The organism is Micromonospora sp. CA-111912 (assembly GCF_050948415.1).
Taxonomy (GTDB): Bacteria; Actinomycetota; Actinomycetes; order Mycobacteriales; family Micromonosporaceae; genus Micromonospora.
Window position 1 is genome coordinate 3,001,288 of record NZ_CP192007.1, and the last position, 21,012, is coordinate 3,022,299.

The 21,012-nt window shown below is 69.6% G+C and carries 17 protein-coding genes; all 17 read right to left on the bottom strand.

Annotated elements, in window-relative coordinates; genetic code table 11:
- Positions 1-18: 18 nt before the first annotated feature.
- Positions 19-936, bottom strand: a complete 918-nt coding sequence (locus ACQPZO_RS12490; protein WP_433349897.1) for an urease accessory protein UreD — start codon at positions 934-936, stop codon at positions 19-21.
- Positions 933-1,562, bottom strand: coding sequence for an urease accessory protein UreG (gene ureG / locus ACQPZO_RS12495; RefSeq protein WP_350885456.1), 630 nt, complete (start codon positions 1,560-1,562; stop codon positions 933-935). Before ureG ends, ACQPZO_RS12490 begins: the two co-directional genes overlap by 4 nt.
- 101 nt (positions 1,563-1,663) lie before the next feature.
- The gene (locus ACQPZO_RS12500) at positions 1,664-2,341 is read right to left on the bottom strand and encodes an urease accessory protein UreF (RefSeq protein WP_433349899.1); all 678 of its coding nucleotides are present in this window, start codon (positions 2,339-2,341) and stop codon (positions 1,664-1,666) included.
- Between the two features lie 20 nt (positions 2,342-2,361).
- Complete coding sequence (ureE, locus tag ACQPZO_RS12505; RefSeq protein WP_405110163.1) at positions 2,362-2,925, bottom strand: urease accessory protein UreE; 564 nt, start codon at positions 2,923-2,925, stop codon at positions 2,362-2,364.
- Between the two features lie 61 nt (positions 2,926-2,986).
- A complete protein-coding gene (locus ACQPZO_RS12510) occupies positions 2,987-4,705 on the bottom strand; it encodes an urease subunit alpha (protein WP_433349901.1) in 1,719 nt (572 codons plus the stop codon).
- Between the two features lie 48 nt (positions 4,706-4,753).
- The gene (locus ACQPZO_RS12515) at positions 4,754-5,215 is read right to left on the bottom strand and encodes an urease subunit beta (protein WP_433349903.1); all 462 of its coding nucleotides are present in this window, start codon (positions 5,213-5,215) and stop codon (positions 4,754-4,756) included.
- Between the two features lie 42 nt (positions 5,216-5,257).
- Positions 5,258-5,560: an urease subunit gamma gene (locus tag ACQPZO_RS12520; protein ID WP_405097087.1), complete on the bottom strand. Its 303-nt coding sequence runs from the start codon at positions 5,558-5,560 to the stop codon at positions 5,258-5,260.
- A 335-nt stretch (positions 5,561-5,895) separates the two neighbouring features.
- Positions 5,896-9,255 (bottom strand): CARDB domain-containing protein, encoded by a 3,360-nt coding sequence (locus tag ACQPZO_RS12525; RefSeq protein WP_433349905.1) that lies wholly within the window; start codon positions 9,253-9,255, stop codon positions 5,896-5,898.
- A gap of 785 nt (positions 9,256-10,040) precedes the next feature.
- On the bottom strand, positions 10,041-11,267 hold the full coding sequence (locus ACQPZO_RS12530; protein ID WP_433349907.1) for a S8 family peptidase: 1,227 nt from the start codon (positions 11,265-11,267) through the stop codon (positions 10,041-10,043).
- A gap of 384 nt (positions 11,268-11,651) precedes the next feature.
- Complete coding sequence (locus tag ACQPZO_RS12535) at positions 11,652-12,674, bottom strand: fatty acid desaturase family protein (RefSeq protein WP_433349909.1); 1,023 nt, start codon at positions 12,672-12,674, stop codon at positions 11,652-11,654.
- Positions 12,675-12,992: 318 nt separating this feature from the next.
- Positions 12,993-13,616 carry a bifunctional 4-hydroxy-2-oxoglutarate aldolase/2-dehydro-3-deoxy-phosphogluconate aldolase gene (locus ACQPZO_RS12540; protein WP_433349911.1) on the bottom strand — a complete coding sequence of 208 codons (624 nt, stop codon included), beginning with the start codon at positions 13,614-13,616 and terminating at the stop codon, positions 12,993-12,995.
- The gene (locus ACQPZO_RS12545) at positions 13,603-14,946 is read right to left on the bottom strand and encodes an FGGY-family carbohydrate kinase (protein WP_433349913.1); all 1,344 of its coding nucleotides are present in this window, start codon (positions 14,944-14,946) and stop codon (positions 13,603-13,605) included. The genes ACQPZO_RS12540 and ACQPZO_RS12545 overlap by 14 nt, the downstream gene beginning before the upstream one ends.
- Positions 14,943-15,926, bottom strand: a complete 984-nt coding sequence (locus tag ACQPZO_RS12550; RefSeq protein WP_433349915.1) for a 1-phosphofructokinase family hexose kinase — start codon at positions 15,924-15,926, stop codon at positions 14,943-14,945. Before ACQPZO_RS12550 ends, ACQPZO_RS12545 begins: the two co-directional genes overlap by 4 nt.
- Positions 15,927-15,930: 4 nt before the next feature.
- Complete coding sequence (locus ACQPZO_RS12555; RefSeq protein WP_433349917.1) at positions 15,931-16,917, bottom strand: sugar phosphate isomerase/epimerase family protein; 987 nt, start codon at positions 16,915-16,917, stop codon at positions 15,931-15,933.
- A gap of 29 nt (positions 16,918-16,946) precedes the next feature.
- A complete protein-coding gene (locus ACQPZO_RS12560) occupies positions 16,947-17,981 on the bottom strand; it encodes an ABC transporter permease (protein WP_433349919.1) in 1,035 nt (344 codons plus the stop codon).
- Positions 17,978-19,531 carry a sugar ABC transporter ATP-binding protein gene (locus ACQPZO_RS12565; RefSeq protein ID WP_433349921.1) on the bottom strand — a complete coding sequence of 518 codons (1,554 nt, stop codon included), beginning with the start codon at positions 19,529-19,531 and terminating at the stop codon, positions 17,978-17,980. The genes ACQPZO_RS12560 and ACQPZO_RS12565 overlap by 4 nt, the downstream gene beginning before the upstream one ends.
- Before the next feature lie 19 nt (positions 19,532-19,550).
- Positions 19,551-20,612 carry a sugar ABC transporter substrate-binding protein gene (locus tag ACQPZO_RS12570; protein WP_433349923.1) on the bottom strand — a complete coding sequence of 354 codons (1,062 nt, stop codon included), beginning with the start codon at positions 20,610-20,612 and terminating at the stop codon, positions 19,551-19,553.
- Between the last annotated feature and the right edge of the window lie 400 nt (positions 20,613-21,012).

Genomic DNA, 21,012 nt, shown 5'->3' on the forward strand with positions numbered 1-21,012 from the left:
ACCCTCTCCTTCGCCTCGTCATCGCCAGCTGAATGCCGGCGGGAAGGTCCGGCCCGTCACCTCTTCGCGGGCGGCCACGCAGAAGGCGCGTACCGCGGCGCGAACCGGCTCTGTCTCCTGCCCCAGGACCTTGAAGATGAGCCCGGCGTCGTTCGGCAGCCGGCTGACCGCGCTGGCCAGCGGCGCCTCGGTGTCCCAGACCGGCGTCGAGGTTCGGTCGAAGACCCGTGCCGCCCGCTCGGGGCTGGTGAGCAGCACGACGTTGCCGAAGATGTGGAAGTGGTCCATGACCCCGGTCCGGGCCACCTCGAACCGTCCGGGGCTGACCACGAACTTCTCGACGAACAACTGCCGACCGTCGGGCCGCTCCGCGCGCAGCGTGGAGGAGAAGAGGTCGTAGGCGAAGAACTCGCCGTCGCGGTAGTACTTCCGGCCGGGTTGCAGCACCTCGGCGTAGAGCATGGTGGCGCTCTCCGGGAGCCGCACCCGGCTGTCGGTGACGAACCGGCTGCCCCGATAGGGGATCACGGGCTCCGGGAGGAATTCGAGGTACGCGTCGTCGGCGAGGGTGAAGGTCTGGATCTGGGTGCCGTAGTTCGCGTCCATTTCCTGGATCTTGGTGGCGGCCTGGGTGACCAGGTGGGCCTGGCTGCCCGGCGCCATGTCGACGTCGATCCGCAGGCGGTCGCCCTGGAGAACGCCACCGGAGGTGGTGAGGATCATGACGCAGGGGAGCTCCGGCATCTCCTCGTCCCAGTAGAGCGCCCGCTGCACCAGCAACGGCGACTGCCGATAGAGGTCGTCCAGGATCGTCCGGTCGCCGCGTCGCTCGAAACCCATCCGCAGCACGCCGACCTTGCCGTTGGCCGCGGCGGGCAACTGGGCGGGTTGGTCCTGGTACGGCTCCAGCTCCCGGACGGCGTCCAGTGAGATCATGCGACCACTTCGGCGTCGAACAGCGCGTTGCGGCGGACCAGTGAGACCAGTTCGTCGATGCCGTCACCCGTCTTGCAGTTGGTGAAGACGACCGGCTTTCCGTTGCGCATCAGATCCGCGTCGTGCGCCATGACGTCGAGGTCGGCGTCCACGTACGGTGCGAGGTCGGTCTTGTTGATCACGAGGATGTCGGACTTGGAGATCCCCGGGCCGTTCTTGCGCGGGATCTTGTCGCCGGCGGCGACGTCGATCACGTAGATGAAGTAGTCCACCAGGGCCGGGCTGAAGGTGAGCGTGAGATTGTCCCCGCCGCTCTCGATCAGCACCACGTCACTGTCCGGGAAGCGGGCCTCCATGTCCTCCACGGCGGCCAGGTTCATGCTGGGGTCCTCGCGGACGGCGGTGTGCGGGCACGCCCCGGTCTCCACCCCGATGATCCGCTCCTCGACCAGGACCCCGGTCAGCGCGCGTCGCACGTGCTTCGCGTCCTCCGTGGTGACCACGTCGTTGGTGATGATCAGTACCCGCAGTCCGTTCTCCACGAGGCGGGGCACGACGGCTTCGATGATCGCGGTCTTGCCGCTGCCCACCGGGCCGCCCACTCCGATACGACTTGCCGACTTCATGACGTGACCTCTGCTTCTGGAAGGTTTCACCAAATTCGGGACCTGCTGATGTCGGAATCTCTCCGGCCCGGTCCGGAGGCCCGGCGGGTGGGGCCAGGGGCTCAACTCATGAACATCCGTACGTGCGCGTGCTGGTGCGCGGCCGCCAGAACGTCGATGTGGGGAGCGAAGTTCTGCATGTCGTCGAGGTTCGCCGTGCGCACCTCGCGGTAGTCGTCGGGGGCCTTCTCGTTGACCGCGTAGAGGATCGACTGCGCGTCGAGGTGGTCGACCCGCATCAGCCGGAGCGCCGCGCCGAGCACCATCGAGGCCGCGCCGTACTGGTGGGCGGCGAAGGCGTCTTCCTCGCTCACCCCGAGCTCGGCGAAGAGCACGCCGAGCGCGACCGGATAGGTCACCGGCACCCCGTTCGCCGACTCGCTGATCCGCTTCTTGAGCAGCGACTCCCCGACGATCCGGGTCGAGGCCTCGGCCAGCTTCCGTCCCATGCGTACGGACATGGTCCGCATCTCTTCGTTGATCTTGCGCAGGCAGACGGCCTCGTCGGCGTGCCGAATCCGGTCGAGGTCGCCGGAGGCGGCGCCGCGGTGCCCGGCGAGCAACGCGACGCCGTCCCCCGTGGCGGCGAGCCGGGTGACCGTCCGGACGAAGTCCTGCAGGGTCCTCCGGTCATGGACGACGCCGTGCTGGACGGCCATCTCCAGCCCGTTGGAGAAGGAGAAGGCGCCGACCGGGAAGACCGAGTCGCCGAACTGCAGCAGTTTCAGTGTCTCGACCATCGCGCGCACCGGCCGGCCCCTCAGTTGAGGTTGGCGGGGAGGTGGGTGTGCGGCGTGGAGTCCGCGCCGCCGAACAACCGCCGCGACTCGTGCGGCGCGAGGTAGGCGATGATCTCGGTGCCGGGGACGAACTCGTGGGTGATCCCGGTGAAGGCGTGGGTCCGCATCACGGAGTCCATGACCTTGCGGTCCACGGTGAGCGGGACGTACATCTTCGCGCCCTTGACCACGGCCGGCCAGTGCTGGTTGCCGATCGCGTGGCCGAGTTCGACGGCCGAGCGGATCACCAGGTCCGGCGATTCCCCGTGCAGCCCGTCGAGGTGCACGACCATCACGTCGCCGAGCCTGACCCGGGCCACCACCGCCGTGGCGGTCAGATCGTCCCAGGCCAGGATGTCCCCGTCGCGCAGCCGGACGCCACGGTTGAGCGAGACCGCCAGCTCGGCGCCGGAACTGGTCATCTTGCGCAGGCGGCTCTTCTGGGCGTCCCACTGGTCGAGCACGAGATCGTCGATCCGTGCCTCCTTCAGCCGGGCGATCCAGTTCGGCTCGCTCACATTGCCCAGCACCGTTTCGATGAGCACTGGTTTCTCCTTTCACGCGGGTGTGCCGGAACCGACACGACCGCGAAGACGTCCTGTGGGGTCAGCTGAAGAAGTAGAGCTGGCTCATCGGGAGATTCCGGGCCGCCGGCACGGTCGCTTGAACGCCGTCCATCTTCACCGCGAAGGTCTCCGGATCGACCTCGAGCTTCGGCGTCCTGTCGTTGCGGACCATGTCCCGCTTGGTCAGGCCACGCGTTCGGTAGACCGGCTGGATCTGCCGTTGCAGGCCGAGCTCCTCGCCGATCCCGTTCTCGTGGGCGGCGCGGGACACGAAGGTCACGCAGCTCTTGGCGAGCTGGCTGCCGAAGGCGCCGAACATCGGGCGGTAGTAGACGGGCTGCGGCGTGATCAGCGAGGCGTTCGGGTCGCCCATGATCGACCAGGCGATCATCCCGCCCTTGAGGACCAACTTCGGCTTCGTGCCGAAGAAGGCCGGCTCCCAGAGCACCAGGTCGGCCATCTTGCCCGGGGTCACCGACCCGAGCATGTGCGAGATGCCCTGGGTGATGGCCGGGTTGATGGTCATCTTGGCCACGTAGCGCAGCACCCGGAAGTTGTCGTTGGCGGCCGAGTCCTCGGCGAGCTTGCCGCGGGCGATCTTCATCTGCCCGGCGAGCTGGATGGTCCGCAGCCAGGTCTCGCCGACCCGTCCCATGGCCTGCGAGTCGCTCTGCATCATCGAGATGACGCCCTCGTCCAGCAGCACGTCCTCGGCCGCGATGGTCTCCGTGCGGATCCGGCTCTCCACGAAGGCGACGTCCGAGGGGACCGACGGGTTGAAGTTGTGACAGACCATGATCATGTCGTAGAGCTCGGACTGGCTGTTGATCCCGTAGGGGACCGTCGGCGTGGTCGAGCTCGGCAACACGTTCATCTCGCCGGCGATCTTGATGATGTCCGGCGCGTGCCCACCACCGGCACCCTCGGTGTGGAAGGTGTGGACGGTCCGGCCCTCGAGTGCGGCGATGGTGTCCTCGATGTAGCCGCTCTCGTTCAGGGTGTCGGTGTGGATGCTGACCTGCACGTCGTACTCGTCGGCGACGGCCAGGCAGGCCCGGATCACCGCGGGCGGCGCACCCCAGTCCTCGTGGATCTTGAAGCTGGGCGCGCCGGCCATGATCTGCTCCACGAGGGGCGCGCGGCCGCTGCTGTTGCCCTTGGCCATGATGCCGATGTTGACCGGGATGTTCTCGAAGGACCGCATCATCGCGTGGATGTTCCACGGGCCAGGGGTGATGGTCACCCCGTTGCTGCTGTCGCTGGGCCCGGTGCCGCCGCCCCACAGCGTCGTCACGCCGTTGCTGAGCGCCGCGTACGCCTGTTGCGGCGCCACCAGGTGCACGTGCGCGTCGATGCCGCCGGCGGTCAGGATGAGGTGCTCGCCGGAGATGGCGTCGGTGCCCGGCCCGACCACCAGTTCGGGGGTGACACCCTGCATCACGCGCGGGTTGCCCGCCTTGCCGATGCCGGCGATCTTGCCGTCCTTGACGCCGACGTCCGCCTTGACCACTCCGAGCGTCGCGTCGACGATGGTCACGTTCGTGATGACGAGGTCGAGGGCGCCGGCGGCATTGGTGTACTGATTGTCGACGCCCATGCCGTCGCGCAGCGTCTTGCCACCGCCGTACATGACCTCGTCGCCGAGGACGCGGAGATCCTTCTCGATCTCGATGTGGAGGTCGGTGTCCCCCAGTCTGATCTGGTCGCCCGTGGTGGGGCCGTACATTCCGGCATATTCTTTGCGTGAAATCTGGCTCATCGAAGTCTCTCCCGTGCCCGAGGTCGGGCAGCCCGCGAAATAGTGGAACTACTGTTTTTTGCTCTTGGTGTCTTCCTGCTTCTCCGGGCTGGTCTTGAAACCCCGGGTCTTGGCGCCGTGGATCGCCCTGATCCGGTCGGGTCGGTAGCCGGGGACGGGCCCGTCGCCTGTCCAGCCCTGGACCAGCCCATTGAACCCGTAGACCCGCTGGGTGCCGGCGAAGGGAATGAGCTCCACCGTCTTCTTGTCGCCCGGTTCGAAGCGGATGGACGTCGTCGCCGGGATGTTCAGCCGCTTGCCGAAGGCCGCTTCGCGGTCGAATGCCAGCATGCGGTTGACCTCGAAGAAGTGGAAGTGCGAGCCGACCTGAATCGGCCGGTCGCCGGTGTTCTGCACGACCACCTCAGTGACCGGTCGACCCGCGTTGAGCTCCAGCGGCTGGTCGCTGAGCAGGTAGCCGCCGATGGGTCGAAGGTGCTTCGAATTAGGGCCGGGATGTTGCTTGGCCATTTCGCCCCCGCTTTCCTGGAGACCGCGTCTCCGCTTGTACCCCTATCGGATGGGTGAGTGGACGGTGACCAGCCGCGAGCCGTCGGTGAAGACCGCCTCCACCTGAATCATGGGCAGCATGTCCCCCACGCCCGGCATGACGTCGTCCGCACTGAGGACGCTGCGCGCTTCGTTCATGACCTCTTCGACGGTCTTGCCGTCGCGGGCCCCCTCCAGCGTGGCGGCGCAAATCACCGCGACGGCCTCGGGGTGGTTCAGCTTCACTCCTCTGGCCCGTCGGGCATTGGCCACCACCGCCATGGAGAGAATGGTGAGCTTGTCGAATTCCTTCGGTGTCAGATGCACTGTTCTGATCCTTCGCGACTGTCGATCGAGAGAGCCGCCAGTCAGTCCGGGTAGGCGCGGCGGCCGGCCTGGTGCGGCTGCGGGCACCTCGGGCGAGACTGGAGTATTTACCCGTTACGACTGGTTTATCCCGGTCGCTCTCCGGAGGTTAGCAGTCGCTCTCGGTGGCGGTGGCCGGATGCCAAACCTCGCAGCGGTTACGCCCTGGCGGCTGCGTCCCGCCGCTGCCGATGGCTGGGCGGACAACCTGTCCTGCTCGGCCGGGGTCATGAAGACGGAGGTGTTTCCGGCCTGTGGGGCCGGAGACACCTCCGTCCTAGGTTGCCGAGCGGGGGTTAGCCGCCCGTGATGGAGAAGGCCGAGCCTGGTTCCTTCACGATGTTGCCGTCGGCCGAGTTGGTGATGGTGACGTTGGTCAGGTTGGCGTTGCCGCGAGCGCCGCTCATCGCGAGGATGCCCGCCCCGTTGTTCGATTTGTCGATCTTCACGTTGGTGAGCGCGACGTTCGGCATGTTGCCTCCGCCGTTCTTGAACTGGATGCCGTCGTAGGTCGAGTCGTGGATGTCGGTGTCGCGGATGGTGACGCCGGTGATGTCCGTCGTCGACGGGAACAACGTGATCGCCCCGAACTCCTGGTCCTCGTTCCAGAAGACGCCGCCGCACCGGTGCAACGCGTTGTTGGCGATCAGCGTCGTGCCGGAGAAGGGCAGTGGGCTGTGGTCGGTCGCCAACATGATGCCGGGGTAGTTCATCGTGTCGTAGATCAGGTTGTTCTCGATCGTGTTGCCGTAGCCCCCGTAGATCGCGATTCCGTTCGCCCGCCAGGGCAGCTGGATGGTGTTGTTGAGGAAGCGGTTGTCGTGTCCGACATCCACCGCGGTGTCCTTGACCCGGGGGTTGGCCCAGACGGCCAGGGAGTCGTCGCCGGTGGTGCGGAACGACGAGTTGAACACCCGCGAGTTGCGGGTGCCGTTGGAGAAGTTGATGCCGTCGGCGAAGGTGTCGCGGATCCGCATGCCGGTGAACTCGAGCCCGTCACCGGGGTTCCAGTAGGCGGGGGTGTCGGAGTAGTCGCGCCCGACCCAGGCGCCGACGTTGACGTGTTCGATCCACACGTTGCTGATCTTCGTGTTCTTACCGAATCGCCCGTTCAGCCCGTGCCCGCGGTTGGCGCGGTTGGTCGTCATGCCGAAGATGGCGATGTCGGAGATCTGGGTGTTGTCGTCGATGTCGAAGCCGACGTTGCCCTCGTGCGGGTGGTTGATGTTGCCCACCACGTTCTGCGGCTCGGTGGACGTGTAGAGCTGGGAGTGCCACATGCCCGCCCCACGGACCGTGACGTTCCGGATCCCCTGCTGGTTGTACTGCCCGCGCGTCGGGTCCGGCGAGAGGATCTTCTGCTCCTGCCGCCACTGGCCGGCCGGGATCCAGACACAGCCGATGACGCCGTTCTGGTCGTCCGTCACGGCCCGCTGGATGGCGGCCGTGTCGTCGACTCCATCGTTCGGGACCGCGCCGTAGGCCGTGATCGAGGTGCACTCGGCCGGTTTGGTGGCCGGGGGCGCCACCTGTTCCAGGTCGATGAGGTCGATGACGTAGAACGACGCGGTGTCGCTCGCATCCCGTTGCAGCTTGAACCTGGTGCCGGCCGGATAGGACTGCGGCAGCAGGGCGTGTGACTCGTCGAACAGCCGCCGGGCGTTGGCCTGGGGCGTGTTCGACAGCGATTCGGTGTCGTCGGTGGTGCCGTACAGCCAGCTGTTACGCGACGAGAGCGTCAGCTTCTGCGCGAACGTGTCGTTGATGTAGAGGCTGATGCTGGCGTTGATGCCGCCACCGTTGGGCGCGTCGGGGACGGAGTTGCGCACCACGATCGAGTTGGACGGGTTGGTCGAGGTGAACTCGACGAACTGCCCGGTGCTGTTCAACCGCACCGACTTGCGTCCCGAGGATTCGGTGCCGAAGTTGGTGTGCCCGAACGTGCGCAGGGCGTCGGCTTCGAGCAGGGCTCCCTGGTAGCGGGCGGCCTCGGCCTCGTACTCGACCCAGGGCGCCGCCGCGCCGCGGCCGACCACGATCGCCTGGGAGGACGAGTTGTTGGATTCGTTGGTCTCGGCGATGACGTTGGTGGCATCGGCGGTGGCGGTGATGGTGGCCCCGCCGGCGGTGGCGGTCCAACTGCCGCTCACCGCCACGTTGACCGTCGCGCCGGCGGCCACCGCGGCGGTGGTGGTGTTCAACGTGGTGCCGCCCACCGCGAGTCGGGTGACCGAGGCGGCGCTGGCGCCGGTGATTCCGCGGTTCCGGACCGCGACGGTGAACGTGACCGTCGCTCCGACGGCCGGGTTCGGCGGGTTGGAGGTGATGCCGACGACCTGGAGGTCGGGGCCCGGGGCCTGGGTGACGACCAACTGCGTGGGCGCGGTGAAGCTGTTGTTGTCGTTGTTCTGCTCGGCGACCGTGTTGGCCGGGTCCACCACGGCGGAAACGCGGTAACTGCCCATCGCCTGCGTCCCGACGTTCGCCGAGACGGTGGCCGAGGCGCCGGGGGTGAGCGCACCGACGGGGACGCTGCCCACCACGGTGTCGCCGAGCCTGAAGTCCACCTTGGTCGCAGCGGCAGCTGCGGTCCCCGTGTTCTTGACCGTGGCCGACAGGGTGATCGGGGTGGCCTCGCTCGGCGTCGCGGGGGTCCAACCGGTCGTGGTCACGACGAGGTCGGGGTTCGGGGCCCAGCCGCCCAGCACCTGGAGGTCGGCGACCTGCCCGCCCGGCGCGCCGGTGTTGCTGAAGAACTTCAGCTGTACGTCGGCCACGCGGCCCGTGACCGGGATCGTCACGGAGTTCTGGTTGCTCGCCGGGTTGAAGGCGTAGTTGGCCGGGGCGTTCAGTGAGGTGAAGCCGGTGGCCGTCTGGGCGCGGCCCAGCACTTGGAGGTTCTGCGTGCGGGCGCTCCAGATCGGGTCCGGGTTGAGCTTCACCACGACCGCCGTGACGTCGGCGTCGGCACCGAGCTTCACCGTCAGGGTCGACGGGAATCCGGCGGACTCCCAGTACGAGGTGTGGCTGCTGTCGTTGGCGTTCGCCGCGACGAAGGTGAAGGTCGACGAGGATGCCTCGATCGGCTTGCCCCCGGCCAGGTTGGCGCCGCCGGGCTCACCGGGGCCGCCGCCGTCCACCCCGTAGATCTCGAACTCGGAGATCTGGGCGGCGGGCCAGCCGGTGTTGCCGGTGATGGCCAGCCGTACGTAGCGGACGGCCGTCGCGGCGAAATCGACGGTGACGGTGTTGGCCGATGCCGGGTCGAACACCCGTCCGGCCGACCCGGAGAGCGTGCCGAAGCTGCTCCCGTTGGTGCTGCCCAGCACGGCGAGGGTCTGCGTACGGGTGCCCCACGCGGTCGAAGGGGGAAGTTTCAGCTTCACCTGGTCGATGTTGACGCTGCCGCCGAGGTCGATCTGCACCCACTGGGGAAACGCGTTGGACGGGCTCTCCCAGTACGTCTGCTGGTTGCCGTCGTTGACATTGGCCGCAACGTAGCTGCCGGTGGATCCGCTCGCCGAGACCGACTTGCCGGATGACAGGTTGGAGCCGCCGGCCGCGAGCGCAGGGGTGGGCGAGATCGCCGGAGCGCCGATCAGACCGGCGGCGAGCAGGCCGCTGATCAGTCGTCGGCTGAGCTTCCTTCGTTTCATGGCGTCCTTGTCTCTGTGAGATCGGTGGTGGACCTTGCAGCGGAGACCGCGACGGCCGGAGGCAGGGCAAGTGCGGCCCGCGATGTCGGGGAGCCGGGACGGGACAGGGGGTTTGCGGAAGCCGGCGGAACACACCGGAGGGCTCTCCTGTCGGGATCTTCCAGTCAGTAACAGAGAAATTTCTGTCTTTCTGTCGACTTCTTGCTGCGATGCCTGTCAATGTTTCAGACATGTCACTGGTTCGTCAACGGCCGATAGGCGGCAGGCCGCTTTCCTGCGGCGTTCGTCGGCCGCTGGGACGCGTGCGGCCGAGGACACAGGTCTCCCCGCGCCGCCGATGCGGGCATCCCGAACGGCCGGGGCTGAGGCGCGGGCCGTCGGGGGAGGGGACCGCCAGGGGCTGCGGCGATGGCCCCCGACGGTCTGGCATCGATCATCGGCAGCGTGGACGCCCGGCAGCGGGCAGCGACAAGGACGGAAACCTGCCGGTGGGGGTCGTGCGCGTCGGTGCCACGACCTGCACAGCGGGTTGCCCGAGGCGTGGCCGGCGGTCGCCGGCGACGGTGTGCTCGGCGGGAGTCAGGGTCGCGCGGACGAGGCCGGCGCGACGCCCAGCATGGTGTCGAGTCGGACGCCGATCAGGTCTCCACCCGCGCTACCGCGACACGGCACCGGGGCGGTGACCACCACACCTGGACGATCGAGACCGAGACTGCCGGTTTCACGCAAAGCCCGCCGACCCGCACCGGCCGACGGGCCTGTGGTGCCCGGTGGGCGCCCCGGATTCACGGGCCGCAGTAGAGCAGACGGTTCGGGGTGCCGGCGACGACGCCGGTGACGACTCCCGTGGTCGACCGGCTGACCAGGTAACTGGCGACCTGGGCCGGGGTCCAGCCCGGGTTGGCTGACAGGGCCAGCGCGGCGCAGCCGGCCACGTGGGCTGAGGCCGCCGAGCCGCCGCTGATCGTGGCGGTCGCGGCGTCGCCGGTGTACCAGGTGGACGGGATGTTCGCCCCCGGGGCGAACAGGTCGATGCAGGTGCCGTAGTTGCCGTTCGGCATCCGGGCGTCGGTGGAGGAGGTGCCCACCACGGTCAACGCGGCCGGCACCCGGCCGGGCGAGTTGTTGCAGGCGCTCCCGCCCGAGCTGCCCCCGGCGGTGACGTAGGTGATCCCTTGATTGATCGAGTTGGTCACCGCCGTGTCCAGGGCGGTGGTGGCCGGGCCGCCGATGGCCAGTTCCACCACCGCCGGCCGGAGGGCGTTCGCCGTGATCCAGTCGATTCCGGCGATCACCGTGGCGGTGGTCCCGCTGCCGGTGCAGTTGAGCACCCGGACCGGGTGGATCCGGACCTCCTTGGCCACCCCGTACCGGGTGCCGCCGATCGTGCCGGCCAGGTGGGTGCCGTGGCCGTTGCAGTCGTCCGCGGGAAGGGCGCCGTCGACGAGGTCGATCCCGCCGCTGACCCGGCCGGCGAAGTCCGTGTGGGTGGCCCGGACACCGGTGTCGGCGACGTACACGTGCACGTTGTGCGCGGTGTTCGGGTAGGCGTACCGGCCATCGAGGGGCAGTAACCGCTGGTCGATCCGGTCCAGTCCCCACGACGGCGGGTTGGTCTGCACGCCGGGGCCGATCAGCGGCGTGACCTGGTTCTGCTCCACGTACGACACCGCAGGGTCGGCGGCGAGGCGGCGAGCGGCCCGCTCCGCGAGCCGTACCTCGAATCCGGCCACGGCGCTGCCGTAGACGTGGCCGACGGTGCCCCCGTAACGGGCCCGCAGCCGGTCGGCGGCCCTGGTGACCTCGGCGGCGGCGCCCACCGACGTCCGGACCGGGGCCTCCCGGAGCACGACGAGGTAGCTGCCCGGTACGGCGTCGGCCGTGCCGGCGTGGCGGATGGTTCCCTCGGCGGCAGTCCCGGCGGATGCCTGTCCACTCGGGAGCAGCGCGGCGCTCAGGGCGGTCGCCAGGGCGAACGCGAGCACCCGACCCCGCACGCGTGAACTGGTCATCTCGTCTCCTCACCGGAGGGGACCGGCCAGGGTGGGATCGCCTCGAGGCCGGTGGAACGACGGTGCTGATCAGAAGGTGGGAGCCAGGTGCGGCAGATGCCTCGACAAACCCGTTTCTTGGGCCGGCGATCACGCCGGTCGTGGCTGGGCTGACCAGATACGAGTGTACTGATCGAAGCTAATCTATGGTAGCGCTGAGTGGCCGCATGATTGCGCGATCCGGGAGTCGGTGATCCTGGCTCGGAGCCAGGGCTGCTGCTGCTCGACCTGAACCGACAGGAACGGGTGCTCGCCGAGCTCGCCGGCGCACTTCTGGCTCCGGAGGAAGCCGAACGGGACGGGTATGCCCTGGGACCGCACCCACGACAATGCAATGACCCTGGGTTACGGGGTAGGCGATCCGACGTCCCGCAGGTGGCGCAGTGCCTCCGCCCAGGAACGGCCCAGGTTGGTTTCGTGGTAGGCGATGTCGTGTTCGGCGCAGAATCGCATGACCAGCGGCCGGGCGCGGCGCAGGTTGGGGCACGGCATGCTCGGGAACAGATGATGCTCGATCTGGTAGTTCAGGCCGCCGAGCAGGGCGTCGAGGAACGCCCCGCCGCGGACGTTGCGGGAGGTGAGGACCTGCCGCCGCAGGTAGTCGAGGTCGTCCTCGGCGCTCAGGATCGGCATGCCCTTGTGGTTGGGGGCGAAGGAGCAGCCGAGGTAGAGGCCGAGCACGCCCTGGTTGACGAGGACGAACGCGACCGCCTGCGCCGGGCTCAGGACCACGAACACGGCGGCGAGGTAGCCGACGAGGTGCAGGGCCAGCAGGCCGGCCTCGATGAGTCGACGCGCTATGCGGCGCCGGCCGAAGACCGCCCGGACGCTGGCGGCGTGCAGGTGCAGGCCTTCCAGCAGAAGCAGCGGGAAGAACAGGTACGCCTGGTGCCGGACGAGCAGTGCGCCGAGGCCGCGCCGTCGCTGGGCCTGGCCGGTGGTGAAGGCCAGGGCCGCGATGGTGATGTCGGGATCTTTGCCCTCGGTGTTGGGGTGGGCGTGGTGCCGGTTGTGCTTGTCCACCCACCAGCCGTAGCTGATCCCGGTCAGGAGGTTGCCGAGCACGATGCCGATCAGGTCGTTCATCCGGCGCGAGCTGGCTATCTGCCGGTGTCCGGCGTCGTGGCCGATGAACCCGGCCTGCGCGAAGACCACCCCGAGGGCCACCGCGACGCCCAGTTGCCACCACGATTCACCCAACCAGCCGAACAGGGCCCACAGCCCGGCGAAGCAACCGACCACGAGACCGATGCGTACCGCGTAGTAGCCTCGCCGCCGGCCGAGCAGGCCCTCCGCGCGAACCTGCCGGGACAGGTCGGCGTAGTCGCTGCCCCGCTGACGGTCGGTGCCAAGGCTGGTGTCGCTCATGATGGCTGCTCCCGCTGGTCCCTGTCCGCCGGCCGGCTCAGCGGCGTCGGCCCGACCAGCCGGTCAGGCGGGCCACCAACTGTCGAAGCTTCTGCTGAGTGCCGGGTTTGGCCGCCTGGTGGCGGCCACGCCGCATCAAATCACGCCCTCTGGGGCTGCTGAGCAGATCCTTGATCCGTCGGCTCATCGATCCCGATGTCACGGCGTGCTCCCTCCCGGTCCTTCACCAGCTGATTCTCGTGCCTCTGCACCTCCAGTGTGGTCCGATCGGCGAGCCGGCCAGGGCGGTTTGGGCTTTGTTGCGCGACCGGTAGGGGTTCAGCGCGCGACGGCCGCCACGCTGGCGGCCACCAGGTCCGCGACGCGGCCGAACTCGCCGGCCGCGATCGCCGCACGGGGCACCATCCAGCTACCGCCCACGGCGAGGACCGACGGCAGCGCGAGGTAGTCGGCGGCCGAGTCGGCGTCGATGCCGCCGGTCGGCACGAAGGAGACCTGACGGAACGGCGCGGACAGGGCGGACACCGCCGCGGCCCCGCCGGAGCTGCCGGCGGGGAAGAACTTGAGCACCGTGACCCCCGCTTCGAGGGCCGTCATGACCTCCGTCGCGGTGCTCGCGCCCGGCAGCACGAAGATCCCGTGCTCCTGGCACCGGCGGACGACGGCAGCGCTGAACCCGGGCGACACGACGAACCGCGCGCCGGCCCGCACCGCCGCGTCCACCTGGTCGGGGGTGGTGACCGTGCCGGCGCCGACCGTGACGCCGCCATGGGCGGCCATCCTGGCGATCGCCTCGGCCGCCGCCGGGGTGCGGAAGGTGACCTCGGCGATCGGCAGCCCCCCGGTCGCCAGCGCGTCGGCCAGCGGCTCGGCCGACGCGGCGTCGTCGAGGACGACGACCGGAACCAGGCGGTGCGTTCGCAGCAACTCAGGCGTGTCCATGGTTTCCTCCTGGGGGTTCGGCGGTGGTCAGGTGCACCGGGACGTCGGCCCGGCCGGTGACACCGAGCTGGGCGAGAACGGCGACGCCGAGAACGGTCGCCTCGGGCTCGTCCACGAAACTCAGTCGACGGCGGGTGGCCTCCTGGCGCAGCTGGCGCCACGTCTGCCAGCCGGCGGCCACCCCTCCGACGGTGACGTCGGTGATCTCGACGGCGCTGAGTCGGCCCAGCCGCGCGGTCGTCGCCTCGGCCTCCACCGCGAGTCCCTTCAGCAGGCTGGCCATCGCGTGAGCGCGGGTGACGTCCATCGGCATGGCGGCCAGTCGGGCGCGACGCACGTCGGCCTCGACCACCGCCGGGTCGACCTGGTCGACGACGCGGGCCAGTTCCTCCCACATCGTCGCGTCGGGGACGCCGGTGTAGAGCATGTCGTGCCAGGCCTGGTAGTACCGGCCGGACGGGGTGGCGCGGTGCACGAACCGCAGGCCGCCCGCCACGAAGATCCCCGTGTCGAGGCCCGGCCCGACCGTGTCGGGCAGTTCGTCGACCAGCAGCACCTGCGCCTCCGAGGTGCCGACCGACACGTACACGTCGCCGGCGGTGCGGACGCCGGTGCCGAAGGCGCCGCACATGTGGTCGTGGCCGCCGGCGACCACGGGGACACCCGCCGGCAGCACGCCGCCGCCCGACGTGCGGCCCACCACGGTGGCGCTGTCGACCAGGTCGGGCAGCGCCAGCGTGGTCACGCCGAGGTCCGGCAGCACGTCCGTACGCAGCAGGCCCGCGCGGATGTCGAGCAGCCCGGTACGCGAGGCGTGCGAGACGTTGAGGAACACCGGGGCTGTCCGCTCGGCGAGCAGGTCCCGGGCGACGAAATCGGCGAGCGAGGTGAAGGTGCGCGCCGCCGCCAGCTCGTCGGGCAGGTGCTCCGCCAGCCAGCGCAGCTTGAACACCGAGAAGGTCTCGTCCGTCCCGGCCCAGCCGCTGTCACCGCCCAGGGCCACCTTGGCCTGCTGGCCGTGCCCGGCGAACCAGGCGAGCACCGGCGCGGTGACGGTGCCGTCGGCGGAGAGCAGGACGACCTCCTCCCCGACCGATCCGACGCTGATCCCGGCGAGGTCGTCGGGCCGTACCGCCGGGTCGGCCAGCAGCTTCGCCAGCAGGTCGCCGACCGCCGCCGCGAGTCGCGTGGCGTCCCGCCGGCCGCCCCACGGGTCGGGGTCGACGACGGTGGGCGCGTGCCGGAGCGCGACGAGCCGGCCCGCGTCGGTGTCGTAGCAGCCGACCTTCGTCCGCGTGGTGCCGATGTCGACGCCGATGAACTGGCTCATCCGTGGGCCGCCCGTCCGGCCGTCCCCCTGGTCGCCGTCACCCTCTCCCGCAGCCGCCCGACCAGCGCCGGATCGACGTCGGGCGCGAGCGAGGCGGCGTTCGCGGCCCCCATCGCCGAGGCCAGGGTCAGGGCCGCCGCCGGGCTCTCGCCCCGGCCGAGGGCGACCGCGAGGCCGGCCAGGAACGAGTCGCCGGAGCCGGTCGCGTTGACCGTCTCGACCGTCGGCGTGTCCACCGCCAGGTCTTCGGCGCCGTCGGTCCAGACCGCCCCGTCGGTGCCGAGGGTCACCACGAAGGTGGCTCCGGTCTGCGCGTGCAGCTCGCGTACGGCGGCCGTGGTGGCGGCCCGGTCCGGCAGCGGCCGGCCCAGCACGCCGGCCAGTTCCTCCGCGTTGGGTTTTACCACGAGCCGACCTGCGGGTCGGGTGCCCCGGGCGTCGTCGACGACCCGGGCGAGGGGCTCGCCGTGCGCGTCGACGAGCGCTGTCGCCCCCCGGGCGAGCGCCAGCCGGGCGACCCGGGCGTGCAGGTCGGTGGCGCAGCCCGGCGGCAGACTGCCCGTGGAGACCACGACGTCCCCCGGGCGCACCGTCGCGTCGAGTCCGGCGAGCAGCTCTTCCTGTTCACCGGCGGTGACCTGCGGGCCGCGCTCGTTGAGCACCGTCGAGCGACCGGTGCTCCGGTCGATGACGACCGGCGTCACCCTGGTCTCACCGGCGATCCCGACGTGCCGGTCGAGCACGCCGAGGTCGCCGCAGCCGTCACGGATCACCTGGCCGACGGGACCGCCGACGAAGCCGTGCGCCGTGACGGTGGCGCCGAGGCGACGTGCCCCGCGACAGACGATCAGGCCCTTGCCACCGGCCAGAGCGCGTACCTCGACCACCCGGTTGACCTCGAACGGCCGGAACCGTTCCACCACCTGGAGCCGGTCGAGGGCCGGGTTGGGACACACGACGTGCAGCGTGAACGCCGGCATCGGACTACTCGGAGTCGATCTGGTAGAGGGCGTAGAGCTCCTCGTCGCTCGCGCCCAGCACCTCGTCCTCGCGCTCGCGGAACGTCCGCACGGTGTCGCGCACCATCTCGTCGAGCCGCTCAGGCTGCGGCGGCAGGTTCATCGCGGCGTAGGGGTTGCCGCCGGCGCCGAGAGGCTCCGCCGAGCAGTAGTTGTCGCCACGCTGGAAGCCGATGGCGTACAGCGCCATGAGCACCACGTCGAGGTCGAGCAGGCCGTGGCCGAGGGCGCGGCGGTTGCTGTCCGCCAGGTGCAGGTTGATCATGCGGTCGCCGTGGTCGAGGATCGTGGCGCCGATGTGCCGCTCGCCGCTGAGCATGTGGTAGAGGTCGCCGTTGATGTGCGCGATCGCCGGGTGGTCCACCAGGTCGAGCAGCCGAAGGGCCTGCGCGAAGGTGTGCACCACGCTGGTCTCCTCGGGCCGGATGGGCTCGACCGCGCCCCGGATGCCGGCGGCGGCGAAGTCGTCGGCCACGAGCCGCATGGTCTGCGCGGAACGCTCCAGCTCGTAGGAGTCCTGGACCGTGGGCCGGCCGACCGAACCGGCGCCGAAGAGCAGGTACGAGCCGCCGACCGCCTGGGTGAACGTCGCCTGGCGGCGGAAGTACTCGATGGCGCGGGCCCGCACGTGCGGCAGGTTGTGGGCGAACTCCTGGTCGGGGGTGACCATGCCGCAGACGCCGGAGACGGTGATGCCGTGCTCGCCGAGCACCCGCAGCGTCTCGTCGGGCCGGTACCCGAGGTCGGGGGAGTAGAGGTTGCCGTGCAGCTCGATGTACCGCACGTCGTTCTTCTCCAGCCGCGCCGCGGTCGCGGCCAGCTCCTCGGTGCCGAACCCCCAGTTGCTCCAGCCGAACTTCAGCCGCGGCTCCGTCGGGGTGTGCCCCCGACGGGCCTCGACGAACGCGCGGACGACTCGTTGGTCGTGGAGGCGGAAAGGTTGAGGCTTCATGGTGCGGGTCCTTTCGCGGGAGGCGGAGGTCAGGCCTTGCGGCGGACGAGCTGCTGGCGGAGGTTGCGCGGGTGCAGGTGCCCCAGGTTGCCCTGACGCCACTGGTCGAACACCGCCGCCAGGACGATGACCAGACCGATGCTGAGCTGCTGGAGGAACGGCGACAGGGCCAGCAGGATGAACGCGTTGCGCAGGACGCCCAGCAGGCAGGCGCCCAGGAAGGCGCCGATGATCGAGCCCCGGCCGCCGGAGAGGCTGGCGCCGCCGATGACGGCCGCCGCGATGACGTCCAGTTCGTAGCCCATGCCGGCCTGGGCCTCGGCCACCCCGACCTGCGTCGAGAAGACGATCCCGGCGAAGCCGGCGAGCGTGCCGATCAGGACGAAGGTGAGCACCCGGGTCCACGCCACGGGGATGCCACCGGTGCGGGCTGCGGCGTCGTTGTCACCGATCGCGGTGACCCGCAGGCCGAAGACGGTGCGGGTGAGCAGGAGCTGGCCGAGCAGGACCAGCACCAGGAAGATGATGACGCTGACCGGGATGCCGCCGAAGACCCGGCCCTGACCGATGAAGGACAGCTCGCTCGGCATCGCCTGGGGCAGTCCGCCGGTGATGAGCTGGGTCAGTCCCCGCGCGATGGAGAGCATGCCGAGGGTCACGATGAACGAGCTGACCCGGCCGAGCACGACGACGGAGCCGACGGCGAAACCGCACAGCGCGCCGACGCCGATGCCCACGGCCGCGGCCACCCACGGGTTGGCCCCGCTGCCGTAGACCGAGCCGGCGGTGACCGCCGAGAGGGCCAGCACCGAGCCGACCGAGAGGTCGATCTCCTTGGAGATCAGGACGAAGGTCTGCCCGACGGCGATGATGCCGACGACGACCACCGTCTGCAGGACGTTGTAGAGGTTGTCCTTACGCAGGAAGTTCTCGTTCGCCACGCTGACGATCAGGGCCAGCACGATGATCACGCCGAGCAGCCCGGTCTCCTGGCGCTTGACGAGTGACAGGACGCCGCTCTTCCAGGAGCGCTCCTGCCTTTGGGGGGCGAGAGTGGCACTCATGATGATCCTTCGGTCGCGCCCATGGCCGCGGCGACGATGGGCTGGGGTCCGGCGTTGTTCGGGGCATCGAGGGTCACGAGTCCGCCGCGGATGACGACCACGCGGTCGGCCAGCTCGACGATCTCCTCGAGTTCGGACGAGATGAACCACACCGCCAGGCCCTCGTCGTGGGCCAGCGCGCGCAGCGTCGCGTAGATCTCGGCCTTGGTGCCGACGTCGACGCCCCGCGTCGGTTCGTCGAGGATCAGCACCTTCGGCTGGGCCGCGAGGGCCCGCGCGAGCAGGACTTTCTGCTGGTTGCCGCCGGACAGCGAGGTGATGGGCGCCTCGCTGGAGGCGGCCTTGACGCCGAAGCGCTCGGTCAGTTCGCGCGCCTTGGCGTTGGTGCGGCGGGGGGAGACCCAGCCGAACCGGCCCAGGGCCGACAGCACCCGGACGGTGAGGTTGTAGCCGACGCTCTGGGCGTGGAAGACCTCGGTCCGGCGTTCCTCGGCGACGTAGGCGAGGCCGAGCCGTTGGGCCGCGCCGGGCCCGCCGATCCGCACGGGCCGACCGGCGACGCTGATCCCGCCGCCGGTCGGGCGGCGCAGCCCGATCACGGCCTCGGCGATCTCGGTACGGCCCGCGCCGACCAGCCCCGACATCCCGACGATCTCACCGCGACGGACCGCGAAGCTGACGTCGGTGAAGCCCTCGCCGGTCAGGCCCCGCACTTCGAGTGCCACCTCGGCCTGTTCGATCGCCCCGGCCCGGTCGGCCATGACCTCCGCCACGACCGCCCGCTTCCGTTCGCCGGCCATCAACGCGACGGCCCGCTTCTGGTCGATCTCGCCGGGCGGGCCGGCGGCCACGAACGTGCCGTCCCGCAGCACGATCACGTTGTCGACGATCGAGTAGACCTCGGTCAGCCGGTGGCTGACGAGGACGACCGCGACACCCTCGTCGCGCAGCCGGGCCATCACCGCGAAGAGCCGCTCGGACTCCTCGTGCGTCAGGCTGGAGTTGGGCTCGTCGAGGAAGAGGACCTTGGGCTGGCGGGAGAGCGCCCGGACGATGTCGACCATCTGCCGTGACGCCGCCGACAGGTCCCGGCACAGCGTCGACGGGTCGGGCAGGTAGTCGGCCATCTCCAGCCGGTCGAGCAGCTCGCGGGCCCGATGGACGTTCGCCCCGCGGCGGGCGCGGGCGAACCCGGAACGCTCCCCCAGGTCGTAGAGGAACAGGTTGTCGGCGATGGTCAGTTCGCCGATGAGCAGCGGCTCCTGGTTCACCACCACGACCCCGGCGGCGATCGCCTCCAGCGGGCTGCCGAAGGAGGCGTCCTCGCCGTTGAGGGTGAGTCGACCGGCGTCGGGCCGCATCTGACCGGAGCACAGGCGGATGAGGGTGGACTTGCCGGCGCCGTTCTCCCCGAGCAGGCCGGTGACCTGGCCGGCGGGGAACTCCAGCGACACGTCGCGTAGCGCCCTGACGGCGCCGAACGACTTCGTCAGGCCGGCGGCCACGAGGGCCGCCGGCCTGACGTGGTCCACATGGTTAGTCGGTTCCATGAGGTGGTGGCTTCTCCGATCAGGAGGCGCCCGGAGCGCCGAGCGGCTTCACCGAGGGGTCGTGCTCCGTGAGGTTGTCCTTGGTGACGAAGGGGGCGACAGCCTCCTGCTTCACCTCGGCGGGCTGCTGGCCGGTCGCCGCCGCGTTGAACAGCTCGACCGCGACGTTGTAGCCCTGGCCGAACGCGTCCTGACCGATCACGCCGTACATCGAGCCGTCCTTGATGGCCGCGATGTTCTCGGTGGTGATGTCGAAGCCGATCACCTTCACGGAGTCCTGCTTCTTGGCGGCGGCGACGGCCTGGGCCGCGCCGAACGGGCCGCCGGCGGTGGCGTAGATGCCGACGAGGTCGGCGCTGGACTGCAGGAAGTTCTGCGCCGCCGCGAAGGTGTTGGACGCGGAGTCCTTGGCCTCGACGCCCTGGTTGACCGGGGTCAGCTTCGAGCCCTTGAGGGCGTCGACGAAGCCCTGTCGGCGCTGCTCCGAGCCGGGGGCGGTGAACTGGCTGACGATGATGCCGACCTTGCCGGCCTTGTCACCGGCGGCCTTGATCATCTCCTGGCCCGCGGTCTGACCGGCCTTGTACTGCTCCTGGGCGTAGTTGATGGTGCCGCCCGAGCTTCCGACGCAGTCGAAGAGGGTGTTGTATGCGCCCATCTTGATGCCCTTGGCGGAGAGGTTCTTGATGTCGGCGCAGTTGCCCTCGCCGGCGATGAAGAACCCGACGCCCTTGTAGCCCTGGGCGTCGGCGGCGCGCACGGCGCTGGAGACCGTCTGCACGTCGATGTTCTCGCCCGCGACGATCCAGTCCACCTTGCCCTTGTGGGAGTCCAGCACCCGGTCGGCGTAGTCGGCGCCGGCCTTGACCGAGACCCAGTACGGGTTGTTGGCGAACCCGATCATGGCGATCTTGATCTCGGAGTCCGGCGCCTGGTCGGTCGGCGCGGGACGTCCGGAGATCGGGTCGGCCGGCTCGCCGCCGCCCGAGTCGTCGGCACCGCAGGCGGTGGTGGCCAGGGTGACGGCCAGCAGTGCGGCGACGCCCCGGGCGAGCGTCTTGCCGCGTGTCCGGTTGGACATCTTTCCTCCAGATTTGGTGGGGGTGGGACGTTCCCCGTGCGTTATTCGAGGGGTCGGTGCCCCGCAGGGGTGCCGCCCGGGTGGCCCCGGGACGCAATCCCCTCGGCGTTCGCTGTGGTCTCTGCGCGTGTGCCGTGTGCGCAGGCCCACACTTACGGAGCAACACTACATTTGACCGTCCGGATGTCAACGCGATGTTTCCTGAACGTTAGCCGGGGCTGCCACGAGTTGGTAGCTGCGCTACCGCTCTAAGTCCGGTTTATCCGTGAAGTTCAGTTATTGCACCCCCGACCATTCCACCAACTGAGTGAAATCAGGGCGGTTTCGCTACAAACGACACCTCGGGGCCGCGCAGGTGGGTGACATCTGGATGTAACTTTGCTACAAAGTGAGCCGAGGG

Bases quoted from the DNA above. Each gene is read 5' to 3' on its own strand.
- ACQPZO_RS12490 (WP_433349897.1), bottom strand. From the start codon at position 936: ATGATCTCACTGGACGCCGTCCGGGAGCTGGAGCCGTACCAGGACCAA.
- ACQPZO_RS12535 (WP_433349909.1), bottom strand. From the start codon at position 12,674: ATGAGCGACACCAGCCTTGGCACCGACCGTCAGCGGGGCAGCGACTAC.
- ACQPZO_RS12565 (WP_433349921.1), bottom strand. From the start codon at position 19,531: ATGGAACCGACTAACCATGTGGACCACGTCAGGCCGGCGGCCCTCGTG.
- ACQPZO_RS12530 (WP_433349907.1), bottom strand. From the start codon at position 11,267: ATGACCAGTTCACGCGTGCGGGGTCGGGTGCTCGCGTTCGCCCTGGCG.
- ACQPZO_RS12545 (WP_433349913.1), bottom strand. From the start codon at position 14,946: ATGAGCCAGTTCATCGGCGTCGACATCGGCACCACGCGGACGAAGGTC.
- ACQPZO_RS12510 (WP_433349901.1), bottom strand. From the start codon at position 4,705: ATGAGCCAGATTTCACGCAAAGAATATGCCGGAATGTACGGCCCCACC.
- ACQPZO_RS12515 (WP_433349903.1), bottom strand. From the start codon at position 5,215: ATGGCCAAGCAACATCCCGGCCCTAATTCGAAGCACCTTCGACCCATC.
- ACQPZO_RS12560 (WP_433349919.1), bottom strand. From the start codon at position 17,981: ATGAGTGCCACTCTCGCCCCCCAAAGGCAGGAGCGCTCCTGGAAGAGC.
- ACQPZO_RS12570 (WP_433349923.1), bottom strand. From the start codon at position 20,612: ATGTCCAACCGGACACGCGGCAAGACGCTCGCCCGGGGCGTCGCCGCA.
- ureG (WP_350885456.1), bottom strand. From the start codon at position 1,562: ATGAAGTCGGCAAGTCGTATCGGAGTGGGCGGCCCGGTGGGCAGCGGC.
- ACQPZO_RS12500 (WP_433349899.1), bottom strand. From the start codon at position 2,341: ATGGTCGAGACACTGAAACTGCTGCAGTTCGGCGACTCGGTCTTCCCG.
- ACQPZO_RS12555 (WP_433349917.1), bottom strand. From the start codon at position 16,917: ATGAAGCCTCAACCTTTCCGCCTCCACGACCAACGAGTCGTCCGCGCG.
- ACQPZO_RS12525 (WP_433349905.1), bottom strand. From the start codon at position 9,255: ATGAAACGAAGGAAGCTCAGCCGACGACTGATCAGCGGCCTGCTCGCC.
- ACQPZO_RS12550 (WP_433349915.1), bottom strand. From the start codon at position 15,926: ATGCCGGCGTTCACGCTGCACGTCGTGTGTCCCAACCCGGCCCTCGAC.
- ACQPZO_RS12540 (WP_433349911.1), bottom strand. From the start codon at position 13,616: ATGGACACGCCTGAGTTGCTGCGAACGCACCGCCTGGTTCCGGTCGTC.